This is a genomic window from Cryobacterium sp. TMT2-18-2, from assembly GCF_004402245.1.
GTDB classification, from domain to species: domain Bacteria; phylum Actinomycetota; class Actinomycetes; order Actinomycetales; family Microbacteriaceae; genus Cryobacterium; species Cryobacterium sandaracinum.
Genome location: NZ_SOFU01000009.1, coordinates 62,571 through 84,164, shown reverse-complemented (window position 1 = coordinate 84,164; position 21,594 = coordinate 62,571). Strand labels below are relative to the sequence as shown.

Genomic DNA, 21,594 nt, shown 5'->3' with positions numbered 1-21,594 from the left:
CGGCTTCATTTTCGCTGTGGGCGAAAAAAAGAGGATGCCGACCGAAGTCGACATCCTCTCGTTTCAGAACCGAGGTTCCGAATGATCGGCTAAGCGGCCTGGTGCGGTGTTACCAGCTGGACTTGGTGATGCCGGGCAGTTCGCCGCGGTGAGCCATGTCGCGGAAACGCACGCGCGAGATTCCAAATTTGCTGAGGTGTCCACGGGGACGACCGTCGACCGCGTCGCGGTTGCGCAGGCGAACCGGTGACGCGTTGCGGGGAAGCTTCTGCAGGCCGAGGCGAGCAGCTTCACGGGACTCATCGGTGCCGGCCGGGTTGACGAGGGCCTTCTTAAGCTCAAGGCGCTTCGCGGCGTAGCGCTCGACGATAACCTTGCGCTGGTTGTTCTTGGCAATCATGCTCTTCTTCGCCATTTTTAGCGCTCCTCACGGAAGTCAACGTGCTTGCGCACTACGGGGTCGTACTTCTTGAGTACGAGACGGTCGGGGTCGTTGCGACGGTTCTTCTTGGTCACGTAGGTGTAACCGGTGCCGGCCGTCGAACGGAGCTTGATGATCGGGCGGACGTCATGCTGCTTGGCCATTAGATTTTCTCCCCACGGGCGAGAAGGTCCTTGACGACCGATTCAATGCCACGAGCGTCGATCACCTTGATGCCCTTGACGGACAGGGTCAGCGTGACGTTGCGGCGAAGCGAGGGTACGTAGTACTTCTTGGTCTGAACGTTCGGGTCGAAGCGACGCTTGGTGCGTCGGTGCGAGTGCGAAATGTTGTGTCCGAAGCCGGGAACGGCTCCGGTCACCTGGCAAGTAGCTGCCATGGTTCTCCTCCAATACCGAAGGGCGAATGCCCTTCCCAAGATCTCTTGTCGGCTGGCACGGCGACACCCCCGCGAAGCGGAAGCGAGCGAACCAGCAGTGCACGCACAGATATGCGCAGCAGCGTCTTAGACTACGCGCTCGGCTCCCCCGGTGCAAACCCGCTAGGCCACGGATGCGGCGGAGCAGGCCGCGCAGAGACCGAAGACGTCGACCACGTGCGCGGCCTGGCTGAAGCCGTGCTCGGCGGCCACGTTCTTGGCCCAGTTCTCCACGGCGTCCGCTTCGATCTCGACGGTGAGTCCGCAGTTGCGGCAGATCAGGTGGTGGTGGTGGTCGGTCGTGCTGCAGGCGCGGTAGAGGGCCTCACCGTCGGGCGACTGCAGCGAGTCGGCCTCGCCCTCGCCGGCCAAGTCGGCCAGGGCCCGGTACACCGTGGCCAGGCCGATGGGCGAACCGGTGGCGTGCAGGCTGGCGTGCAGACCCTGGGCGCTGACGAATCCCTCGGCGTCGCTGAGCGCGGTGCGCACGGCCTCGCGCTGCCAGGTGTTTCGCTTCATGCTTTCAACCGTAGCCGCGCCCGGACCAGCCGGCGACCGCCCAGGGCCAGCAGGAAGAAGACGGCCGCGGTGAGGGCGATCGCCGGCCCGGCGGCCACGTCGATCGCCCGGGACAGGAGCACTCCGACCAGGCCGGCGGCCGCGCCCAGCACCGGCGCGAGAACCAGGATCTGGGTGGCGGTGCGCGTGACCAGGCGCGCGGCGGCGGCCGGGGCCGCGATCAGCGCGATCGCGAGGATCGCCCCGACGGCCGGCATTGCGGTGACCACCGTGGCGGTGATCAGGGCGAGGGTGAGCAGCTCGATCGGCCATTCCCGAAATCCGGCGGCGCGGAATCCGCTCGGGTCGAAGGTGGAGAACAGGATCTCCTTGCCCAGCAGCACCATCACGGCCACGGCCACCCCGAGCACGCCGACGGCCAGCCAGACGTCACCGGTCGTGACGGTGAGGATCGACCCGACAAGGTAGGAGTCGACCTGCACCGGCAGCGACGGGTTGAGGGCCTGTAGAAGCACGCCGAGCGCGAAGCCCGCGGTGAGCAGGATACCGGACGCCACCTGGGTGCCCTGCCGCTTCACCCGGCCGATCAGGGTCATGATGCCGACGATGAGGATGCTCGCCAGGGCCGCCCCGAGTGGGATGCTCACGCCGACGATTGTGGCGGTCACGGCGCCCGGAAAGGTGGCGTGGGTGAGGGCCTGGGCGAAGAAAGTGCGGCGGCGCAGTACGACGAGGGATCCGACCAGCCCGCACAGGGCGCCGATCACGGCGGCCGCGAGGAGTGCCTTCTCGAAGTAGCCCATCACGTCACCGGCTGTTCGTGCGGCGGCGGGGTCTGCTGCGGCCGCAGACGGGGCGAACCCAGCCGCCGAAGTCCGTCGATGGACAGGCGCAACAGCAGCACCACGGCGTAGCCGGCGACCAGCACCAGCACCACGGTCGCGCCGCTGGGCAGGTCGAGACCGGCCTGCACGGATGCTTGGAAACCGAGCACGAGTCCAAGCCAGGCACCGAGGGCCGCGAAACAGGCCGCGATTGGGAACAGCAGCCAGAGCCGGTCAGTGATGAGCCGGGCCACGGCGCCGGGCACGATCAACACGGCCAGCACGAGGAGGTTGCCGACGGCGCTGGAGGCCGCGACGACCACGAGGGCGATCGCCACGTTGAGCACGAGGTCGAGCGCGAGCGTGCGGTAGCCGGCCGCGGCGAAGCCGACCCGGTCGAAGGCGCGGAACACCTCCTCCTTGAGCGTGAGCCCGATCAGGACCAGCGCCACGAGGCAGATGGCAACGGTCTGCACGACCTCATTCGGGCTGACCGTGAGGAGGCGGCCGAAGAGAAGCTGCTCCAACTGGCCGACGTAGTTCGTCTCGCGGGAGACCAGGATGATGCCCACGCTGAACATGGCGGTGAAGACGATGGCGATCGCGGCATCCGAGGACACGGACTGACGCACGATCAGAGTGAGGATGACCGCCGCGAACAGGGCGGCGACCATCGCGCCGGCGAACAGCCCCTCGCGCCCACCCCAGACGAAGCCGATCGCGATGCCGGGGAAGACCGCGTGGGTGAGACCGTCGCTGATGAACTCGAGGCCCCGCAGGTTGACCAGCACCCCGACGACGCCGGCCACCAGGCTGAGCGCACCCAGCACGAAGAGGGCCCGGGTCATGAACGGCAGGGCAAAGGCGTCGATCAGCGGGCTGAGGAAGTCCATCTCAGTGACCGGTGTGCCCGGGCACAACTACGGTGTGCTCGTCGATCTCCACGCCGACCTCCCGGAACGTGCGCTGCACGTTCTCCAGGATCAGCACCGACTCGCGCGGCCCGAACGCCACCTGGGTGCCATTGAGCAGCAACACCTGTTCGCAGACCTCGCGGGCGAGCTGGAGGTCGTGGGTGGAGACGACCACGGCCACCCCCTCCTCCTTCAAACGCTTGACGGTGCCCACGAGCGCGTCCCGATTCTGCTGGTCGAGGCCGTTGAACGGCTCGTCGAGTAGCAGCAGGCGGGGCCCCGCGGCCACGGCCCGCGCGAGCAGTCCGCGCTGCTGCTGGCCGCCGGAGAGTTCCCCGAAACGGGTTTTCGCGCGGTGCGCGAGGCCCACCGCGTCGAGTGCACGGGCCACGGCCTGACGGTCGCGCTTACCGGGCAGGCGCAGCCAGCCTAGCGAGCGGTAGCGGCCCATCATGACGACCTGCTCGAGCGTGACCGGGAACTGCTGGTCGATCTCGTCGGCCTGCGGCACGTAGCCGATGGATCCGGCCGGGGCCGCTGCCGCCCCCAGCACCTCGACGGTACCGCTCACGCGCTGGATCAGACCGAGGATGCCCTTGAGCAGCGTGGACTTGCCGGACCCGTTGGGCCCGATCAGCGCCACGGCCTCGCCGGCGTGCACCTCGAAGTCGATGTCGGCCAGGGCCGGGCTCTGGCCGTAGGAAAAGGAGGCGCCCGCCACCTTGAGCGCGACAGGCGCGCTCGGCCGTACTTGAGAAGGGTTCTCGATCACTGACTAACTATCGCAGGTCTGCGGGCACCGCGGTGGGCTCGACTCCCCAGGATTCGAGGATCAGGCCGACGTTGTGCAGCTGCGAACTGATGTAGGTGGCGCCGTCACTGTGCCGCGCACCGAGGGAGTCGCTGTAGAGCGCGTCCTCCCCCGAGTACACGATGACGCCGGCCTCGCCGGCGATGGTGTCGGCGGCCTTCGGGCTGATCGAGGCCTCGGAGAAGACCGCCCTGACCCCGGTGGCCGTGATGGCGGCGACGAGTTCGTCGATCGCGGCGGCGCTGGGCTCGGCGTTGTCGTCGAAGCTCGGGATGATGGAGCCGACGTAGGTGATGCCGTAGGCCTCGGTGAAGTAGCCGAATGCGTCATGGTTGCTCACGAGCAGGCGCTGCTCGGCGGGCACGGCGTCGATGTTGTTACGGATCCAGTCGTCGAGCTCGGCCAGCCGGCCGGTGTAGGCGGTCGCGTTGGCCTCGAAGTCCGGGGCCAGGTCCGGCTGGGCATCACTGAGGCCCGAGGTGATGGTGACGGCCATGGTCTCGGCATTGGACACGTCGGTCCAGATGTGCGGGTTGCCGCCCTGGTGGGAATGGTCGGCGTCATCCGTCGCGGCCTTGTCGTCGGCGTGGTCCTCTTCGCCGACTGCGATGTCCAGGATCTCGATGCCCTCGTCGGAGTCGATCGTCACGCCGTCGAAGCCGCTGGCGCTGATTGCGTCGTCGAGCCACTCCTCGAGGCTGACCCCATTGATCACGAGCACATCGGCCTCACCGAGGGCCGTGAGGTCGGCCACGGACGGGTCATAGCTGTGCGCGCTCTGGTTGGGCTGGATGAGCTGGGTCACTACTACGCCCGCGGTGTCGCCGACGACGTTGCGGGTGAGGTCCGCCACCTGGGTGGTCGTCGCGACCACCTTGAGGTCGCCGGCGGCGGCGCCATCCGCCGAACCGCCGGTGGGAGTGCAGCCGGCCAGGGTCAGCGCGGCAACGGCGGCCAGGGCGGTGAAGACGAAACGATTGTTGATCACAGTGCCGACGGTACGCCTAATGATAATGATTGTCAAAAGCGATAAGGGCGGCCGTCGTGATCTCCCCCGGGACTTTACTCGAGCAGCAGCGCGGGCTCCTCGATGATGCTCGCGACATCCGCCAGGAAGCGGCTCGCGACATCCCCATCGACCACGCGATGGTCGAAGCTCGCGCCGATGGTCGTCACCTGACGCACCCGCACCTCGCCGTCGACGACCCACGGTTTGGGCTTGATCGTTCCGAGGGCCACGATGCCGGCCTCGCCGGAGTTGAGGATGGGCGTGCCGGTATCCATGCCGAAGACACCGATATTGGTGATCGTGATGGTGCCGTTCGACATCTCCGCCGGCGAGGTCTTGCCGTCCCGCGCGGTGAGCGTGAGCTTCTCGAGGGCGCGGGCCAGTTCAAGCAGGCTCATGTCCTGCGCTTCCTTCACATTGGGCACGATGAGCCCACGGGGGGTGGCCGCGGCGATGCCCAGGTTCACGTAGTGCTTGATCACGATTTCCTCGTCGGTGAAAACCGAGTTGACCGTGGGGTTGCGCCGCACCGCCCAGATCATGGCCTTGGCCATGATCAGCATCGGGGACACGCGCACGCCCGCGAAGTCGGTGGACGCCTTGAGCCGCTTGACGAACTCCATGGTGCGGGTGGCGTCCACGTCGACGAAGAGGCTCACGTGCGGTGCGGTGAAGGCGCTGGAGGCCATGGCCTGGGCGATGGCCTTGCGCACGCCTTTGACCGGGACGCGCTCCTCACGGTCGCTGGGCCATTCCGGCGTCTGGATGTTGCGGAACACGCTGGCCTGGGTGGCCTCCCGCAGCACGTCCTCGCGGGTGACGTCACCGACCGGGCCGGTCGCCTCGACGAGGGACAAGTCCACGCCGAGGTCTTTGGCCAGCTTGCGGATCGGCGGCTTGGCGACGACGGGGCCCGCGGATGCTGCGCGCGGCAGCTGCGGGAGCTGCGGGGTGGCCGGGCGCGTGGGGTGCACGGGCGGCGGCGCGATCGACGCGTGGGCGACGGGGGTCACCCCGTGGCGCTTGCGCCGGGTCGGCATGGTCGCCGCGGCGCCGCGGCCGACCAGGACCGCGCCCTGCGTCTCGGCCGGCTCGTCCGTGATGGTGGAGCCGGCATCCGCTGCGGCGCTGGCCAGCTCACCCGCGCCGTTCGCGATCGCATCGCTCGGAGCAGACGCGACGGCGACGGTCTCGGCCACGATGGTGATGATGACCGTTCCGACGTCGACGGTCGTACCGGGTTTCACCAGGATCTCCCCGACCACGCCGACGTATGGCGACGGCAGCTCGACGAGCGACTTCGCGGTCTCGATCTCGACCAGCACCTGGTTGATCGACACGGTGTCGCCGGGCGCCACCTTCCACTCCACGATTTCGGCCTCGGTGAGACCCTCGCCGACGTCGGGCAGTGTGAATTTCGACACGCTCATCGAGTACGCTCCTTGCGATTGGTGAGGCGAGAAGCCCTGGTGCGAGTCATATCAGTAGGAGAGGGCGCGGTCGACGGCCTCGAGCACGCGGTCCGGGCTGGGCAGGAAGTGCGTCTCGACGGCGGCCGGCGGGAACGGGGTGTCGAAACCGGAGACGCGCAGCACGGGAGCCTCGAGCAGGTAGAAGGCCTTCTCCATGACGGTCGCGGCGATCTCCGATCCGACGCTGACGAAGCCGTGGGCCTCCTGGGCGACGACCAGATGCCCGGTCTTCTCGACCGACGCGAGGATGGGACCGTAGTCGATCGGCGAGATTGAACGCAGGTCGATGACCTCGACGCTGGTTCCCTCCGCCGCCGCGAGATCCGCCGCCTGCAACAAAACGCTGACCATGGCGCCGTGGCCGACGACCGTCGCATCCGTGCCGCTGCGTACCACTCGGCTGGCGTGCAGGGGCGTGCCGCTCTCGGCAAGGTTCACCTCACCCTTGGGCCAGTAGCGGCTCTTGGGCTCGAAGAAGATGACCGGGTCGTCGGAGGCGATGGCCTCCTGCATCATCCAGTAGGCGTCGTGCGGGTTCGACGGGCTGACCACGCGCAGGCCCGGCGTGTGCGCGAAGTACGTCTCCGGGCTCTCCTGATGATGCTCGATCGACCCGATGTGGCCGCCGTAGGGGATGCGGATCACGACGGGCATGGAGACCTCGCCCTCGTGCCGGTTGCGCATCCGCGCCAGCTGGCTGGTGATCTGGTCAAAGCCGGGAAAGACGAACCCGTCGAACTGGATCTCGCAGACCGGGCGGTAGCCGCGCAGGGCCAGGCCGATGGCCGTACCGATGATGCCGGACTCCGCCAGCGGGGTGTCGAGCACGCGCTTGTCGCCGAATTCGGCGATCAGACCCTCGGTGACGCGGAAGACCCCGCCCAGCGGGCCGATGTCCTCGCCCATCATCAGCACCCGGGGGTTGTCGCGCATGGCCTGGCGCAGACCCGCGTTGAGGGCCTTCGTCATCGGCAGGTTCGCCGATCCGGTGCCGGGAATGGCCCGCTTGGCGGCGGCCGGGTGTCCCGGGGTCGGCATCGCGGTGGTCGGTGTGGCGAGGCCGGTGGTGCTCGTCACGATCGTGTCGCTCATGCGTCGCCTCCTTCGAAGGATGCCTCGTAGTGGTCGAGCCAGGCCTTCTGTTCCTGGATCAACGGGTGGGGTTCGGCGTAGACGTTGTCGAAGATGACGGCCTTCTCCGGGGAGTGGATGTCGAGGGCCCTGCGGCGCACATCCGCGGCGTAGTCGTCGGCCTCCTCGTCGACGGCGTCGAGGAACTCCTGCTCGACGCCCAGGCCCTGCAGGTAGCTGCGGAAGCGCACGATCGGGTCGCGGGCCACCCAGTAGGCCAGCTGCTCCGGGTCGCGGTACTTGGTGGGGTCGTCGGCCGTGGTGTGGGCGCCGACTCGGTAGGTCAGGGCCTCGATCAGGGCGGGGCCGTGGCCGGCGCGGGCGTCGTCCAGGTGCTTGGCCGTCACCGCGAAACTGGCGAGCACGTCGTTGCCGTCGATCTGGGTGCCGGGCATGCCGAAGCCGGCGGCACGCAGGTAGAGCGGTGTGCGGGACTGCCGGGTCACGGGCACCGAGATGGCCCAGTGGTTGTTCTGCAGGAAGAAGACCTGCGGGGTCTGGTAGCTGGCGGCGAAGACGAGCGCCTCGTTGGCGTCGCCCTGCGACGAAGCTCCATCGCCGTAGTACACGATGACGGCCTGGTCGGTCTCGGGGTTGCCGGTCGCGGTCGCGCCGTCGAGCTGCATGCCCATCGCGTAGCCCGTGGCGTGCAGGGTCTGCGAGGCCAGCACCAGGGTGTAGAGGTGGAAGTTGCCGTGGTCCTCGGGGGTCCAGCCGCCGAGGGTGACGCCGCGCAGCATCCGCAGGATATCGACGGGGTCGAGTCCGCGGATCATGCCGACGACGTGCTCGCGATAGGACGGGAACACGTGGTCCTGCGGCCGGGTTGCGTAGGCGGAGCCGACCTGGGCGGCCTCCTGGCCGTGGCTGGGCACCCAGAGGGCCAGTTGGCCCTGCCTCTGCAGGTTCGCGGCCTCGGTGTCGAACCGGCGCACCACCACCATGTCGCGGTAGAACCGCCGATGGTCGGCCTCGGTCAGTCGATCGAGGTAGGGCAGGAACTCGGCCGCGGAATCACTCGGGGCGAAGACACCCTCCGGGGAGAGCATTCGCACCGTGGGAGAGGCATTCAGGGTCGCTGACACCGTACTAACCTAGCTTCCGGGCTGGGTGCCCCGTTGGTAGATCGTCAACAATATCGGCGCAAATGCCCAGGAGCTTCCCCACGGATTCTTCCTCACCGATCGAAATTCGGATGCCCTCGGGGAACGGGCGCACGATCAGGCCGACGGCCGACAGGACATCGGCGATGTCGGCGGTGTCCTCGGCGGTGGGCAGCCAGATGAAGTTTCCCTGAGGCACCGGAATGTTCCAGCCCTGCTCGCCCAGCTGGCGCCAGACCCGGTCGCGCCGCTCGGTCAGGGCACGCACCCGCCGCAGCAGCTGGTCGGCGGCGTCGAGAGAGGCGATCGCGGCCGCGCCGGCAACACCTGTGACCGAGAGCGGGATCGCGGTGGACCTCGCTGCGTCGAGCACGGCGACGGGACCGAGGGCGTAGCCGACGCGCAGGCCGGCCAGGCCGTAGGCCTTGGAGAAGGTGCGTAGCACGACCAGGTTCGGGAATCGGGACAGCAGTGGCAGCCCGGTAACCGCCTCGGGGTCGGTGACGAACTCGCAGTAGGCCTCATCGAGGATGACGAGGAGGTCCGGCGGGACGACCGCCATGAACGATTCGAACTCGTCGCCCGTGACGGCGGTGCCGGTCGGATTGTTCGGGCTGCAGATGATGACGACGCGGGTACGGTCCGTGATGCGGGTGGCCATCTCGGGCAGGTCGTGGCCATGGTCGGCCCGGTTCGGGACCTGCACGCTCGTGGCACCGGCGACGGTGACCAGGCCGGGGTAGGCCTCGAAGGAGCGCCACGAGTAGAGCACCTCGTCACCCGGTCCCGCGGCGGCGAGGATGAGCTGGGCCAGGAGGGCCACGGAGCCGGCCCCGATGTGCACCTCGTCGACGCTCCGGCCGAACTGCGTGGCCAGCCGTTCGCGCAGGGCCAGCGCCGAGGCATCCGGGTACCGGTTGTACGCGGTCTCGGCGTTCACGGCGGCGATGACGCCGGGCAGCGGATCGAAGGGGTTCTCGTTGCTCGAGAGTTTGAACGCACTGGCAGCGGCAGCTTGACCCTGCCGATAGGCCGGGAGGGCGACAATCTCGGGGCGCAGGCGGACCGAGGGCGGGTCTGATGGGCTCACTCGGCGATTCTACGCCGCAGCATATTCACGTGGCCGCATGGTCAGGCTTCGGGCTGTCCTCTCCGTGCGACCAGTCACCGGCGATGCCATAGTGGAGTCATGGCCAGATTCCTGATCAAGCTGATCCTCAACTCCGTCGCCCTGTGGCTCACGACCCTGCTCGTCAGCGGGGTGCGGGTCGACCCGTTCGCCGAGGGCACGACCGCCCTGATCGCCACCTATCTGCTGGTCGCGCTGGTCTTCGGCCTCGTCAACAGTGTGATCGGCGGCTTCGTGCGGGTTGTCGCGTTCCCGGTCTACATCCTCACGCTCGGCCTGATCTCCTTGATCGTGAATGGTTTCCTGCTGATGATCGTGGCCTGGTTCTCGGGCCTGGTCGGCTTCGGGCTCGTGGTGGACGATTTTTGGTGGGGTGTGCTCGGCGCACTCGTGCTGGGCATCATCAGCTGGATTCTCGGCGTGTTGATCCGACCGGTCACCCCCCGCTCGTAGCGATCTCCAGCCGTCGGGTCAGCCGTCGGCCAGGCGGATGCCCCGCCACCGGGAGGACTCGCCGGCTTCCGTGCCGAGGATCGTCCCGAGGGTCTCCCGAAACTCCTGCAATCGTGGTTCCTCGGAGCCGTCCATGAGCCGCCCGGTGTCCCGGTAGGCGGTGAGGGCGTGAGCCGGCAGCGGCCGGTCGAGCGGCACCTCCGTCTCAGCGAACACCTCGCGCCGCACCACCAAGCGCTCATCGTCGCCGGCGGCCGTGCCCCCCAGGGCCGGGACGAGGTCGTCGGTGTGCTCGACCATGACGGCCTCCACGTCTGCGGGCAGGGCCACTTGGGCGGTGAGTCCCCCAAAGGTCACCACCGCGACGGTGTTGAAGTCCCCGGACGCCGCGAGCTGCGCCGCGACCAACCCGCCTTGCGAGTGGCCCACCGGAACCACCGGGTCGCTCGGCGCCACCCCTGCCTCCCGCATGGCCTCGACGACCGCCCGATAGGAGCCGGAGCCCTGGTCGGCGAGGGCGGCGAGGTTGGAGGTGAGGTCCCACGGTTGTTCCCCGGCGACCGGGCTCCACGCCGCGGTGCCGCCGATGTAGACCACCCAGGATGCGTCGTCCGGACCGCCATAACGCTCGATGCGCATCTGCGGGGCGTCCTCCGACACCGAGGGGATGCGGGCAGCCAGGTCCCCGAATCCGGCCGGCGGAGCGACGGGCCGGCCGGGGTGAGCGGCGCCGGGCCGCGCGGCACCCGCAGGCGGCGGGCCGAGGGGGCGGGTCCCGCCGTCGAGCCGCTCCACCGACACGGGAGTCTCGCGCAGCAGGCCGAGGGGGCGGGCGAGCCCGACCAGGCCCGCCGCGGTCGTCGTGACACCGAGCAGGCCGAGGCCCTCGTCGCCGAGGGCCAGTGACACCGGGAACGGCACCCCGGCACGACCGGTGGCCGCGTCGTCGGCCGAGGAGACGATCACCCGCACCGCCTCGACCAAAACCGGGTTGGTCAGGGCCCGCGGATGCGCGTGTACCCAGGCGCCGATCTCGGCGGGCGCGTCTCCCGGACGCCGGCCGGTGAGCAGACCGCCGAGCACCAGCCCCACTACGCCGACCGTGAGTCCGGGCACGGCCGCGAGGGCCAGAAGAGGTGCCAGCAGCCCGAGGGTGGAGCCCAGCCAGGCCCCGGAGAGGCTTGCTCCCCAGTCCCGCAGGCGCTCGGCCCTGCCGTAGCCCTCCGCCGCCGCGATGAGAGCGTCGGCGAGGGTCTGGCTGCGCTCCGCGACTCGCTCCAGGGCGGAGCGGGCCGCGAACACGTTCATCCCGGCGTTGGGCAGGCTCATCACCGGACCGAGGGGCTGGTCCGAATCCAGTGCCTGGATGCGTGCCACCCGCACCAGCCAGTCCTCGGCGTCGCCCTGAAGCAGCCGCAGCCGCACCGCCTCGGCCAGCAGCGTGTCGGTGGCGACGAGCGTGCTCCCGCCGCCGGACAGGATCAGGGTGTCGCCGTGGCCGCCAGGCCGCTCCCCCGTCATCGCTCCGCCCGGGGCGGAGCCGGGCCGGGTGCCCGGGCCGGGACCGGCGCCCGGGTCCGGGCCTCGGCTTCGGCCTCGGCCTCGGCCAGAGTAGCCCCAACCTGATCGATCGCGGCCACCACCTCGGTGAGGGCGGCGTCGAGGAGCCCGGCGGCTCGGCGGAGCTCGCCGGCGAGATCGCTGCGCTGGCGATCGTAGCCCCGCTGGGCCTCTGAGCGCCACGAGCCGGTCAAATCGCCGGCCGTGAGCTGGCCCGCCGCCCTGTCGACGTCGTCGCGCAGCAGGCGCAGCAGCATCCGTCGCTGCCGAAGTTCGTCCAGGCGCGCCTCCAGCGCGTAGTGAGTCACGATCGTGCAAGTCGAGCTGGTGCCGCCCGGAATCTCCATCTCCGCCCTTCTGCGCGCTGCGGATTCGCTGCCAGTGAGCGTGCCACCCCCGGCAGACGAGGTCGCTGCGAATCCGAGAGTTCACGGAACATGCCGCACGGCGGCGGCTGGGGAGGGGGCCGGGTGCAACACAATGGGGAGATGGACATTGTGTCGATCACACCCGATGAGTCGACACCGTTCCGCATTATTTTCGTCTGCACCGGAAACATCTGCCGTTCGCCGATGGCCGAAGTCATGCTTCGCGACCTGATCACCCGCTCCGGCCTGGGTCGCTTGATCACCACCAGCTCCGCCGGCACCGGCGACTGGCATGTCGGCGAGCAGGCGGATCAGCGCACGATCGCCGCCCTGGCCACCCGCGGCTACGACGGCAGGCATCATCGGGCCCGCCAGTTCGACCCCGAGTGGTTTGCCGACCTCGACCTCGTCGTGGTGCTCGACCGCGCCCAGGAACGGATTCTGCGCAACTGGGCCACGACCGAGCGTGACCGCAGCAAGGTGCGCCTGCTGCTCAGTTTCGATGCGGCCCAGGCTACCCTGCTGGACGTTCCCGACCCCTACTATTCCGACGATGCTTTCTTTGACACGGTTCTTGGCATGATTGAGAGCGCAAATGAAGCGCTCTTCGCGCAACTTGCACCCGCAATCCGACAGGGAGACCGATGAGTCCATTACCGCCCCAGGTCCTCAGCCCACTCGATGGCCGCTACCGCGCCGCCGTCACCGAACTGGGCGAGTACCTATCCGAGGCAGGTCTCAACCGGGCCCGGGTGCAGGTCGAGGTGGAGTGGCTGATCACCCTCACCGACCGCAGCCTGTTCGGCTCCGTGCCGCTGAACGCCGAGCAGAAGCTCGGCCTGCGCGCTCTGGTCACCGACTTCGGCCAGACCGAGATCGACGAGTTGGCCGTGCTGGAAGCCACCACCCGGCACGACGTGAAGGCCGTCGAGTACCTCGTGCGCCGCCGCCTGAGCACGCTGGGCCTCGACCACATCAGCGAGCTCACCCACTTCGCCGCCACCAGCGAGGACATCAACAACCTGTCCTACGCACTGACCGTGAGCGACGCCGTGCGCGAGGTCTGGCTGCCCAAGTTTCGCGCCGTCATCGGCGCCCTGCGCCTGCGCGCCCTCGAATACCGCGCCGATTCCATGCTGGCCCGCACACACGGCCAGCCGGCGACACCCACCACGGTGGGAAAGGAGCTCGCGGTCTTCGTCTACCGGCTCGAACGCCTGGTCCAGCAGGTCGAGGACAGCGAGTACCTGGGCAAATTCAGCGGTGCCACCGGCACCTTTGCCGCCCACGTCGCGGCCGATCCCGCCGTCGACTGGCCGGCCGTGTCGCGCGGCTTCGTCGAGGGTCTCGGGCTCACCTGGAACCCGCTGACCACCCAGATCGAGTCCCACGATTGGCAGGCCGAGCTCTACTCGCGCGTCTCCCACGCGAACCGGGTGCTGCACAACCTGGCGACGGATGTCTGGACCTACATCTCGCTCGGCTACTTCCGCCAGATCCCGCAGGTCGGGGCCACCGGCTCATCGACCATGCCGCACAAGATCAACCCCATCCGTTTCGAGAATGCGGAGGCCAACCTCGAGCTGTCCAGCGCGATCCTCGACTCGCTCGCGGCGACACTGGTGACCTCGCGGCTGCAGCGCGACCTGACCGACTCCACCACCCAGCGCAACATCGGCGTGGGCTTCGGGCACTCCCTGCTCGCCCTCGACAACATTCTGCGCGGCCTCAGCGAAATCGACATCGACCGCGCCATGCTCGCCCGGGACCTCGACGCCAACTGGGAGATCCTCGGCGAGGCGATCCAGACCGTGATCCGCGCCGAGGTGTCGGCGGGGCGCTCTACGATCGAGGACCCCTACGCCCTGCTCAAGGAGCTCACCCGGGGCAAGCGGATCAACCGGGACGATCTGGTGGACTTCGTCACCGGACTGGAGATCGGCGACGCCGCCAAGGCGCGACTGCTCGCGCTGACCCCGGGCAGCTACGTGGGTCTCGCGGACCCGCTTCTCGACTACCTGACCTAGCGGCTGCGCGGGTGCTGCGCCGCTCCGCTGGTGGCGTGCCACCTGCGCAGCGGCGTACCTCACGCGCGGCGTCAGAATGCTCGTGGCGTCGGAGTACGCACGGCGCCTCAGTTCAAAGGCCCCGGTCCTGCTCGTCGAGGTCGGACCTCTCGGCCGGGTTCGGCTTCATGCCGAGCACGAGCATCGCGATCACGACGAGCACGAGGATGAACGTGCCACCGAAACCGATCAACGCCAGCACCACGTCCCGGGTGCTCATCAGCACGACCAGGCCGAGGAACACGGCCATCACGGCCGAGAAGCCGACGAGCTCGATCGGCTTGAGCTTCTCGGAACGGCTGGGCGTGCGCGGGGTGTTCTGGGTCACAGGGTGTCCGAATCGTTGGGTGAGGCCGTGAGGGCGCGGGCGGCATCCGTGCCGGACCACTTGAGGGAAAACCCGGCGATGGCGAGGTAGACGCCGAGCATCACGAGGTAGGCGCCGAACAGGCCGACCGATACCACTGCGTTGGGCGGCAGCAGCAGGAAGATCACGGCCAGCAGGACGGTGACGGCGCCGACCAGCAGCCAGTCACGGTCGGCCGGGTCGCGCCGACGCGCACGGATGCCGCTGTACAGCTCGAGGAAACCGGTCACCGCCGCCCAGACCGAGACTAGGAAGAGGAAGAAACCGAGTCCGCCCGCGTGGAAGAGCAGCGCGAGGAGGCCGGCGACGACACCTACTGCGCCCTGCACCACAAAGAGGGACCGCTCCCGCGGATCGGCCAGCATGCGCCGGCTGAGCAGACCCACCGTGAGGCCGCTGAGTAGCGCGAAGGCGCCGAACACGAAAAGGCCGAATTCCGCCGAATGATCGGCGTTGAAGGTGATCGCGGCCGCCGGCACAAGGGTGAGGGCGGCCCGCAGCACCGGCACCGGCCAGTACCGGCCGGTGGAGGAGTGTGGAGCCTGGGCGTTCGCCACGCGGCGACCTCTTTCATTGCGGGTTGAGACGGATACAGTCTACGCGGGCGGCCCTGGCCGCCCGCTGGGCCCCGGTGCGCAGATCGGTCAGAACAGGGTGTCGCCGATGTAGCCGTCCGTCGCGCATCCCGGCGGAATCGCGAACACCGCGGAACCGATCGGGGTGGTCCACTGGTTGAGCAGGTCGAGGGTGTCGAGGCGCTGTTGGATGGGCACGAACTGCGCGTCGACATCCGCCTGGAAACACGCGAACAGCAGTCCGGAGTTGGAGACGCCGGAACCCTGAGGCGCGTCGTCATAGTTGTAGCCGCGGCGGTGGATGCGCTGGGACCGGTCCTCCGACCGGGCCCGACGCAGGTGGGAGTACTCGGGGATGACCGGGAACCCGAGCGCGTTCGTCGCCGTGAAGTCGGGCTCGTCGCACTCCTTCGTGCCCGTGAGCGGCGCCCCGACGGCGAGAGTGCGTCCGACCGCGGACTCGCGGCCCGAGCGGTCGAGCCCATCCCACGTGTCGAGGTTCATGCTGATCCGACGCAGGACGAGGCTGGTTCCACCGACCAGCCAGCCGGGACCGGAGGCCGTGCCCCAGACCAAGGCATTGAAGTCGGCCGTTCCGGCGGCCGGGTTCGCGGTGCCGTCCACCTGGCCGAACAGGTTGCGCATGGTGGTGCCGGGCATCTCCGAACCGGCCGCTCGGCGGAAGCCGGACTGAACCCACCGCACCGACGCGAAGGAGCGCAGGTCCTTCAGCAGCATTCGGGTGGCATGGGCGACCGTCATCGGGTCGTCGGCGGCGATCTGCAGCAGCAGGTCACCGTCGTTCCACTCCGGCTGGAGCCGGTCGATCGTGAATGCGGGCAGGGGCCTCAGCCAGCCGGGAGCCTCTCCCCCGGTGACGGCGACGAGGCCGGGGCCGAAGCCGAAGGTGACCGTCAGCCGGGCCGGCACGACGGCCAGCTCGGGTTCCGAGTCGGCCAGGGCGCCCTCGCCCTGGGTGAGCCGGGCGGCATCGTCGGTCAGGATGCGCATCATCCGCCGCAGCGCGGCCCGGTCGATCTGCGCGAGCAGGTTGAGCGCCACGAACGTGACCTGGGTTTGCGGGTCGGTGTCCACCCCGGCCTGGTGCACTCCGAAGAAGGGCACGGCGTCGGTGCCGCGAAAGAGCGGCACCGACGGAGCCGTAGAACCGCCGATCCCGGCCTGGGCCAAGCGGTCGATGCCCATGGCTCCGGCCGCACCGATCCCGGCGGCGGCACCACCCAGAAGAAGGTGGCGCCGGCTGAGCCGGCGGCCCGACTGCGCGGACGATTCGGACGGTCCGCTCCGTTCACTCTCTGTGAGAGAACTCACTGGTTGTCGGTATCCATGTCCGTTTCGGTGTCGCCCTCGTATGTTTCGTTGGCGCCGGTGTAGTCCTTCACCGGGGCCGAGAAGTCCAGGCTCGACCCGTCGGCGAGGTCGAGGGTGAAGGCGGCCTCATCGCCGGCGGCGAGCGGGCCGGTGAGCCCCATCAGCATGATGTGACGGCCGCCAGGGACGAGTTCAATGGAGCCGCCGGCCGGCACCACGAAGCCATCCGGATTCTCCTGCATGACCATGTCGCCGGCGTCGTTGGCGACGGTTTCGTGAAGTTCGATCATCGAGGCCGCGGAAGTCTCGGCTGAGACGACCGTGATGTCGTCGGGTCCGGAGTTCTCGAGCAGGCCAAAGGCGCCGGTCATGCCGGACTCGCTCGCCTTGACCCAGGCATCCGTCATGGTTAGGGTGTCGGCCGAGGTGGCGTTGTCGGTCGTCGCCGCGGGTGCCTCGGTCGCGCCGGCGCAGCCCGAGAGGGCCAGCATCAGAGCGGCGGCGGCAACGACGAGACGGGTGGGAACGGTGTTGAGCTTCATGAGCGGTTCTCCTGGTGTGGTGCATTGGGTGGTCGGGAAACGATGCGGTGCTTCAGGTGCTTCAGGTTTTTCACGGGTTGCCGCGGCGCCTGGCTCGCCAGGCAATGAACAGAGCGACGGCGGCCAGCCCTCCGAGGGCACCGAGGAGACCCACCGCGACCACCGGGAGTCCCGTTCCGTCGGCGGTCTCTTCCGAGGCGGCGGATGCCGCCTCGCCGGACGGGTCCGGCGACGCGGTTGCACCCGCGGTCGACTGCGACCGGGGCTGGGCCGCGGCGCCCACGGTGAAGGCGAAGGCGCCAGAGACCGGGTGACCGTCGGCGGACACGACCCGCCAGCGCACGTCGTAGGCACCGTCAGGCAGGTCAGCCGCCACCGGCTGAATGGCCTGCGGCCCGTCGAGCCGCATGTCGCCCTCTGCCCAGTTCTTGTCCTCGGTATCGACGACCATGACGATGGCGCCGACCTCGAGGATGTCGTCCGTGAACGTGATGACGATCTCGGCGGGAGCGAGGTCGACGTTCTCACCGTCGGCCGGCACGGTCAACGCCACCTGGTCGTGCGCATCGGCCGCCGGAGCCACTGGGCTGTATATGGACAGAGCGATCACGGCCAGGGTCAGGAAAACGGCTGCTGCCGGGCGTCGCGGTAGGGCAAAAATCATTGGAATCTCCGATTCGTGGAGGGAAGAGATGGATCGGTGCGACGGAGGATTCACCGCGCACAGACGTGCCGGTGGCCGGGTGCGCAGACGCCGACGACCTCACTGAGGTCGAACGGAATCGTTCGGGCCAGGTGTCAAAGCGTCCGCGGGTCAGCAGGTCAGCGGGTCAGCGGGTCGCGCGTAGGGTGCAGCGCATCGGGATCAGAGCGCACGGGTGAGAAGGTCAGAGCCTCACTGTGCCAGGGCGCGCAGGGGCGGACCGCGGCGGAGCACACTGGAGAGCAGTACGCCGAGATCGGCCGGCACGAAGACCCGGCGGAAAGCAGGGCGCACCGTCGCCGCATCCGTTCCGATCTGCGCCGGAGCGAGGCGTTCGATCAAGACCGCGATGAGACGGATCGTCGTCTCCTCGAGCAGCGCCCAGAACGACTTCTCGCCGCGGTACAGGGCGGCGATGGTGACGAGGGCGGCCAGGGCGTGTGCCACCCACATCCAGCCACCAGGCAGGGCGCCGACCGCGTGCATCACGTGGGGGGTCGCGTCGGCCAGGGTGACGGCGCCGTGATGGGAGGTGCTCGTCATCGTCGCGCGCGAGGCCCCGCCGAGGCCGAATAGAACGTGCAGCAGAAGCTGGCTGACCCCGACGGAGAGGGAGAGGCGCAGCAGAGACAAGCTTGTGCCGGCCAACAGCACGGACGCGATCCCCGCGAAGGCGAGGGCCAGACCCACGCTGAGCCAGCCGGGAGCGTTGCCGCCGCCGGCGATGTGCGAGAGGGCGGCCGCGAAGACGGCGACGGATGCGGTCAGCCAGCCACGACCGAATCGCGCCCACCTGCTCGTCATGGCTCTCCCTCGCACCGGCACCGCCCCGATCGGGGTCAGGGTCGAGTCCCTGACTGAACCCTACCGCCCTGACCTGTGCGCCGGGGCCGGGCGGGCGCCGAACTCAGAGCGCGTTGACCGCGCCGAGCACCTTCGTCAGAGAGTCCTTGGCGTCGCCGAACAGCAGCGTCGTCCTCGGGTCGTAGAGCAGCTCGTTCTCGATGCCGGCGAAACCGGGACGCATCGACCGTTTGAGGAACACCACCTGCCGGGCATCACCGACGTCGAGGATCGGCATGCCGTAGATCGGCGAGCCGGGCGACGTCTTCGCGGCCGGGTTGACCACGTCGTTGGCGCCGACGACGAGGGCGACATCCGTGTTCTTGAACTCGGGGTTGACCTCGGCCATCTCCTTGAGCGCCTCATAGGGCACATTCGCCTCGGCGAGAAGCACGTTCATGTGCCCGGGCATGCGCCCGGCCACCGGGTGGATGGCGAAGACGACCTCGATGCCGCGCGCCTCGAGGGTGGTGGCGAGTTCGGCGATGGTGTGCTGGCCCTGCGCCACGGCGAGGCCATAGCCGGGCACGATGACCACGCGCTGGGCGTAGTTGAGCAGCACGGCGACGTCTTCCGCATTGGAGCTGCGCACGGGCCGGTCGCTCTGGGCGGTCGACCCGGCGGTGGAACCGCCCTTGAACGCCCCGAACAGGATCCCGCTCACGCCGCGACCCATGGCGGATGCCATCGCCCGGGTAAGGATCGTGCCGCTGGCGCCCACGAGGGTGCCGGCCACCACGAGGAGCAGGTTGCCGAGGACGATGCCGGAGGCCGCGACGGCCAGACCGGTGAAGGCGTTGAGCAGGGAAATCACGATCGGCACGTCGGCCCCGCCGACGGGGAGCACGAGCAGCGCCCCGACGAGCAGTCCCAGGACGAGCAGGCCGATAGCCCAACCCGCCGCACCGGTGGCGACGACGAAGCCTCCGGCCACAAGGGCGGCCAGCACGATGCCGCCCATCACGATCGCGAGGCCCGGGAAGATGAGCGGCCTGGAGCTGATCAGACCCTGCAGCTTGCCGACGGTGACCGCGGAGCCGGAGAACGAGACGGCGCCGATGAGCATCGTGAAGACCACGGCCACCTTGCTCCACGGGCTGTCGGTGCTGCCGAGCTCCAGCACGGCGACCAGTGCCGCGGCACCGCCGCCGACGCCGTTGAACAGCGCGACGAGCTGGGGCATCTGCGTCATCTCCACGCGCCGCGAGATCGGGGCGGCGATCGCCGACCCCACCGCGATGGCGATGAGGATGGCCGGGATGTTCTCGATCCGGGCGGAGAGGAAGACGGTGATCACGGCCAGCAGCGCGCCGGCGGCCCCGATCAGGTTGCCGCGGCGGGCGGTCTTCGGCGAGGAGAGCCCGCGCAGGGCCAGGATGAAACAGACCGCGGCGATCAGGTAGAGCAGGCTGGTCCACTCGGGGCTGAGCAGGCTCATTTCGTCGCGTCCTTCGGATCGGTCTTCGGGCCGGCGCCGGCCGGTTTGCGGGGGGCGAACATTTTGAGCATCCGGTCGGTCACGACGAAGCCGCCGACGAGATTCGCGGTGGCCATCACCACGGCGAGCAGGGCGACCGCGAGCAGCCACGGCTCCAGGGTCTGCCCGGCGACGATGATGGCGCCGATCAGGATGATGCCGTGGATGGCGTTCGCCCCGCTCATCAGTGGGGTGTGCAGGGTGCTCGAGACCTTCGAGACGACCTCGAAGCCGACGAAGACCGCCAGCACGACGACGGTCAGTAGGGTGATCGGATCCATCAGTGTTCTCCTGTCGCGGCGGCGGCCACGGCGGCGGCCGTGGGTTCGTGCCGGATGGTGCCGTCATGCGTCAGGCAGGCTCCGGCGACGACCTCGTCCGTGAAATCGGGCGCCACCGTGCGGTCGACGGTCATCAAAGCGAGCAGGTTGGCCACGTTCTTGGCGAAAAGCCGCGAGGCGTCCGCCGGCATCGTGGAGGGGGCGTCCTTCATGCCCACGAGCGTGACGGAGCCGTCACCGGCCTGGGTGGGCACCAGGGTGTCCACACCGGCGAGAACACCCTCGACGTTCCCGCCGGTCTCGGCGGCCAGGTCGATCACGACCGAGCCCGGACGCATCGCGGCCACCATCTCGTGGGTGACGAGCAGCGGGGCCGCGCGACCGGGGATGGCCGCCGTGGTGATCATGACGTCGGCTGCGGCCACGTAGGGTGCGAGCAGTTCGCGCTGGCGCACGGCACGGTCTTTGCTCAGTTCCCGGGCGTAGCCACCCGCACCCTCGACGGCGTCCAGGTCGAGGTCGACGAAGGTGCCGCCCATGGAGGTGACCTCATCGGCCGAGGCCGGGCGCACGTCGTAGGCCGAGACCCGGGCACCCAGGCGCTTGGCCGTGGCGATGGCCTGCAGTCCGGCCACGCCGGCCCCGAGCACGAGCACTCGTGCCGGCGGAATCGTGCCGGCTGCGGTCATGTAGAGCGGGAAGAAGCGGGGGAATCGGATGGCCGCCTCGAGCACCACTCGGTAGCCGGAGACCAGCGATTGGGACGTGAGCGCGTCCATCGACTGGGCGCGCGAGATGCGCGGAACCAGCTCGAGGGCGAAGGCCGTCGCGCCGGCCGCGGCCAGGGCGGCGACGGTGGCCAGCTCGGAGGCCGGCGACGCCAGGCCGACCGTGATCGTGCCGGGGCGGAGAGTAGCCGCGAACTCCGGGGCGAGGGGGCGCACGTGGCAGTAGACATCGAGGTCGCCCGGGGTGAGGTGCGTCACAACGGCGGCACCGGCATCCGTGTAGGCGGCGTCGCCGTGACCGGAAGGGGCGCCCGCACCGGACTCAACCAGGACCTCGAGTCCAAGGGTGGTGAGCTGGGTTACTGTCTCGGGGGTCGCCGCGACGCGGCGCTCACCCTGCAGGCGTTCTCGTCCGATGCCGACTCTCACGCGCGTCTCCTTCGTGGCGAACGGCCACGAGCGAGAACGGACCGATCCGAACGCTTGCGCGGCACTTTCGTCCCCGTTCGTAGCGTAGTGGGATTCGC

The 21,594-nt window shown here is 69.1% G+C and carries 26 protein-coding genes; 3 read left to right on the top strand and 23 right to left on the bottom strand.

Annotated features, from left to right (window positions below; all coding sequences use genetic code 11):
• Positions 1-109 precede the first annotated feature (109 nt).
• From rpsN to E3O22_RS02680, 12 genes are all read right to left on the bottom strand, one after another.
• The gene (gene rpsN / locus E3O22_RS02735; protein ID WP_104099751.1) at positions 110-415 is read right to left on the bottom strand and encodes a 30S ribosomal protein S14; all 306 of its coding nucleotides are present in this window, start codon (positions 413-415) and stop codon (positions 110-112) included.
• A gap of 2 nt (positions 416-417) precedes the next feature.
• Positions 418-585 carry a 50S ribosomal protein L33 gene (rpmG, locus tag E3O22_RS02730; protein ID WP_104099752.1) on the bottom strand — a complete coding sequence of 56 codons (168 nt, stop codon included), beginning with the start codon at positions 583-585 and terminating at the stop codon, positions 418-420.
• Positions 585-821: a 50S ribosomal protein L28 gene (gene rpmB, locus E3O22_RS02725; RefSeq protein ID WP_104099753.1), complete on the bottom strand. Its 237-nt coding sequence runs from the start codon at positions 819-821 to the stop codon at positions 585-587. The genes rpmG and rpmB overlap by 1 nt, the downstream gene beginning before the upstream one ends.
• 162 nt (positions 822-983) lie before the next feature.
• Positions 984-1,379: a Fur family transcriptional regulator gene (locus E3O22_RS02720; RefSeq protein WP_134394797.1), complete on the bottom strand. Its 396-nt coding sequence runs from the start codon at positions 1,377-1,379 to the stop codon at positions 984-986.
• Positions 1,376-2,182, bottom strand: a complete 807-nt coding sequence (locus tag E3O22_RS02715) for a metal ABC transporter permease (RefSeq protein WP_134394802.1) — start codon at positions 2,180-2,182, stop codon at positions 1,376-1,378. The genes E3O22_RS02720 and E3O22_RS02715 overlap by 4 nt, the downstream gene beginning before the upstream one ends.
• On the bottom strand, positions 2,182-3,096 hold the full coding sequence (locus E3O22_RS02710; RefSeq protein ID WP_134394798.1) for a metal ABC transporter permease: 915 nt from the start codon (positions 3,094-3,096) through the stop codon (positions 2,182-2,184). Before E3O22_RS02710 ends, E3O22_RS02715 begins: the two co-directional genes overlap by 1 nt.
• 1 nt (position 3,097) lies before the next feature.
• A complete protein-coding gene (locus tag E3O22_RS02705; RefSeq protein WP_134394799.1) occupies positions 3,098-3,889 on the bottom strand; it encodes a metal ABC transporter ATP-binding protein in 792 nt (263 codons plus the stop codon).
• Positions 3,890-3,896: 7 nt separating this feature from the next.
• Entirely contained in the window at positions 3,897-4,916 is a 1,020-nt protein-coding gene (locus E3O22_RS02700) for a metal ABC transporter substrate-binding protein (RefSeq protein WP_134394800.1), read from the bottom strand.
• Positions 4,917-4,990: 74 nt separating this feature from the next.
• The gene (locus E3O22_RS02695; RefSeq protein WP_134397069.1) at positions 4,991-6,367 is read right to left on the bottom strand and encodes a dihydrolipoamide acetyltransferase family protein; all 1,377 of its coding nucleotides are present in this window, start codon (positions 6,365-6,367) and stop codon (positions 4,991-4,993) included.
• A 51-nt stretch (positions 6,368-6,418) separates the two neighbouring features.
• A complete protein-coding gene (locus E3O22_RS02690) occupies positions 6,419-7,378 on the bottom strand; it encodes an alpha-ketoacid dehydrogenase subunit beta (RefSeq protein WP_241973471.1) in 960 nt (319 codons plus the stop codon).
• A 119-nt stretch (positions 7,379-7,497) separates the two neighbouring features.
• Positions 7,498-8,589, bottom strand: a complete 1,092-nt coding sequence (locus E3O22_RS02685; protein ID WP_104169832.1) for a thiamine pyrophosphate-dependent dehydrogenase E1 component subunit alpha — start codon at positions 8,587-8,589, stop codon at positions 7,498-7,500.
• A gap of 40 nt (positions 8,590-8,629) precedes the next feature.
• Positions 8,630-9,733, bottom strand: coding sequence for a histidinol-phosphate transaminase (locus E3O22_RS02680; RefSeq protein ID WP_134395428.1), 1,104 nt, complete (start codon positions 9,731-9,733; stop codon positions 8,630-8,632).
• 99 nt (positions 9,734-9,832) lie between these two features.
• Between E3O22_RS02680 and E3O22_RS02675 the strand changes: the two genes are divergently transcribed.
• Entirely contained in the window at positions 9,833-10,225 is a 393-nt protein-coding gene (locus tag E3O22_RS02675; RefSeq protein ID WP_104099761.1) for a phage holin family protein, read from the top strand.
• Positions 10,226-10,243: 18 nt separating this feature from the next.
• Here the strand turns inward: E3O22_RS02675 and E3O22_RS02670 are convergent, their stop codons facing one another.
• Positions 10,244-11,746, bottom strand: coding sequence for a hypothetical protein (locus E3O22_RS02670; protein ID WP_134397068.1), 1,503 nt, complete (start codon positions 11,744-11,746; stop codon positions 10,244-10,246).
• Complete coding sequence (locus E3O22_RS02665) at positions 11,743-12,093, bottom strand: hypothetical protein (RefSeq protein WP_134394384.1); 351 nt, start codon at positions 12,091-12,093, stop codon at positions 11,743-11,745. The genes E3O22_RS02670 and E3O22_RS02665 overlap by 4 nt, the downstream gene beginning before the upstream one ends.
• 180 nt (positions 12,094-12,273) lie before the next feature.
• Here E3O22_RS02665 and E3O22_RS02660 point away from each other — a divergent pair, with 180 nt between their 5' ends.
• On the top strand, positions 12,274-12,801 hold the full coding sequence (locus E3O22_RS02660; protein ID WP_134394387.1) for a low molecular weight protein-tyrosine-phosphatase: 528 nt from the start codon (positions 12,274-12,276) through the stop codon (positions 12,799-12,801).
• A complete protein-coding gene (gene purB / locus E3O22_RS02655; protein ID WP_134394383.1) occupies positions 12,798-14,180 on the top strand; it encodes an adenylosuccinate lyase in 1,383 nt (460 codons plus the stop codon). Before E3O22_RS02660 ends, purB begins: the two co-directional genes overlap by 4 nt.
• A gap of 112 nt (positions 14,181-14,292) precedes the next feature.
• Here the strand turns inward: purB and E3O22_RS02650 are convergent, their stop codons facing one another.
• The 9 genes from E3O22_RS02650 to E3O22_RS02610 form a co-directional block, all read right to left on the bottom strand.
• Entirely contained in the window at positions 14,293-14,547 is a 255-nt protein-coding gene (locus tag E3O22_RS02650; RefSeq protein WP_104099765.1) for a hypothetical protein, read from the bottom strand.
• The gene (locus E3O22_RS02645; protein WP_134394382.1) at positions 14,544-15,143 is read right to left on the bottom strand and encodes a DUF308 domain-containing protein; all 600 of its coding nucleotides are present in this window, start codon (positions 15,141-15,143) and stop codon (positions 14,544-14,546) included. Before E3O22_RS02645 ends, E3O22_RS02650 begins: the two co-directional genes overlap by 4 nt.
• A gap of 87 nt (positions 15,144-15,230) precedes the next feature.
• Positions 15,231-16,493, bottom strand: a complete 1,263-nt coding sequence (locus E3O22_RS02640; protein WP_241976488.1) for a Dyp-type peroxidase — start codon at positions 16,491-16,493, stop codon at positions 15,231-15,233.
• Complete coding sequence (locus E3O22_RS02635; protein ID WP_134394381.1) at positions 16,490-17,035, bottom strand: copper chaperone PCu(A)C; 546 nt, start codon at positions 17,033-17,035, stop codon at positions 16,490-16,492. The genes E3O22_RS02640 and E3O22_RS02635 overlap by 4 nt, the downstream gene beginning before the upstream one ends.
• A 70-nt stretch (positions 17,036-17,105) precedes the next feature.
• Positions 17,106-17,699: a copper resistance protein CopC gene (locus E3O22_RS02630; protein WP_134394380.1), complete on the bottom strand. Its 594-nt coding sequence runs from the start codon at positions 17,697-17,699 to the stop codon at positions 17,106-17,108.
• A gap of 231 nt (positions 17,700-17,930) precedes the next feature.
• Positions 17,931-18,542, bottom strand: a complete 612-nt coding sequence (locus tag E3O22_RS02625) for a hypothetical protein (RefSeq protein ID WP_134394379.1) — start codon at positions 18,540-18,542, stop codon at positions 17,931-17,933.
• Between the two features lie 103 nt (positions 18,543-18,645).
• Complete coding sequence (locus E3O22_RS02620) at positions 18,646-20,019, bottom strand: NAD(P)(+) transhydrogenase (Re/Si-specific) subunit beta (RefSeq protein ID WP_134394378.1); 1,374 nt, start codon at positions 20,017-20,019, stop codon at positions 18,646-18,648.
• Positions 20,016-20,339, bottom strand: a complete 324-nt coding sequence (locus tag E3O22_RS02615) for an NAD(P) transhydrogenase subunit alpha (protein ID WP_104099771.1) — start codon at positions 20,337-20,339, stop codon at positions 20,016-20,018. The genes E3O22_RS02620 and E3O22_RS02615 overlap by 4 nt, the downstream gene beginning before the upstream one ends.
• The gene (locus E3O22_RS02610; protein WP_134394377.1) at positions 20,339-21,496 is read right to left on the bottom strand and encodes an NAD(P) transhydrogenase subunit alpha; all 1,158 of its coding nucleotides are present in this window, start codon (positions 21,494-21,496) and stop codon (positions 20,339-20,341) included. Before E3O22_RS02610 ends, E3O22_RS02615 begins: the two co-directional genes overlap by 1 nt.
• Positions 21,497-21,594: the final 98 nt, after the last annotated feature.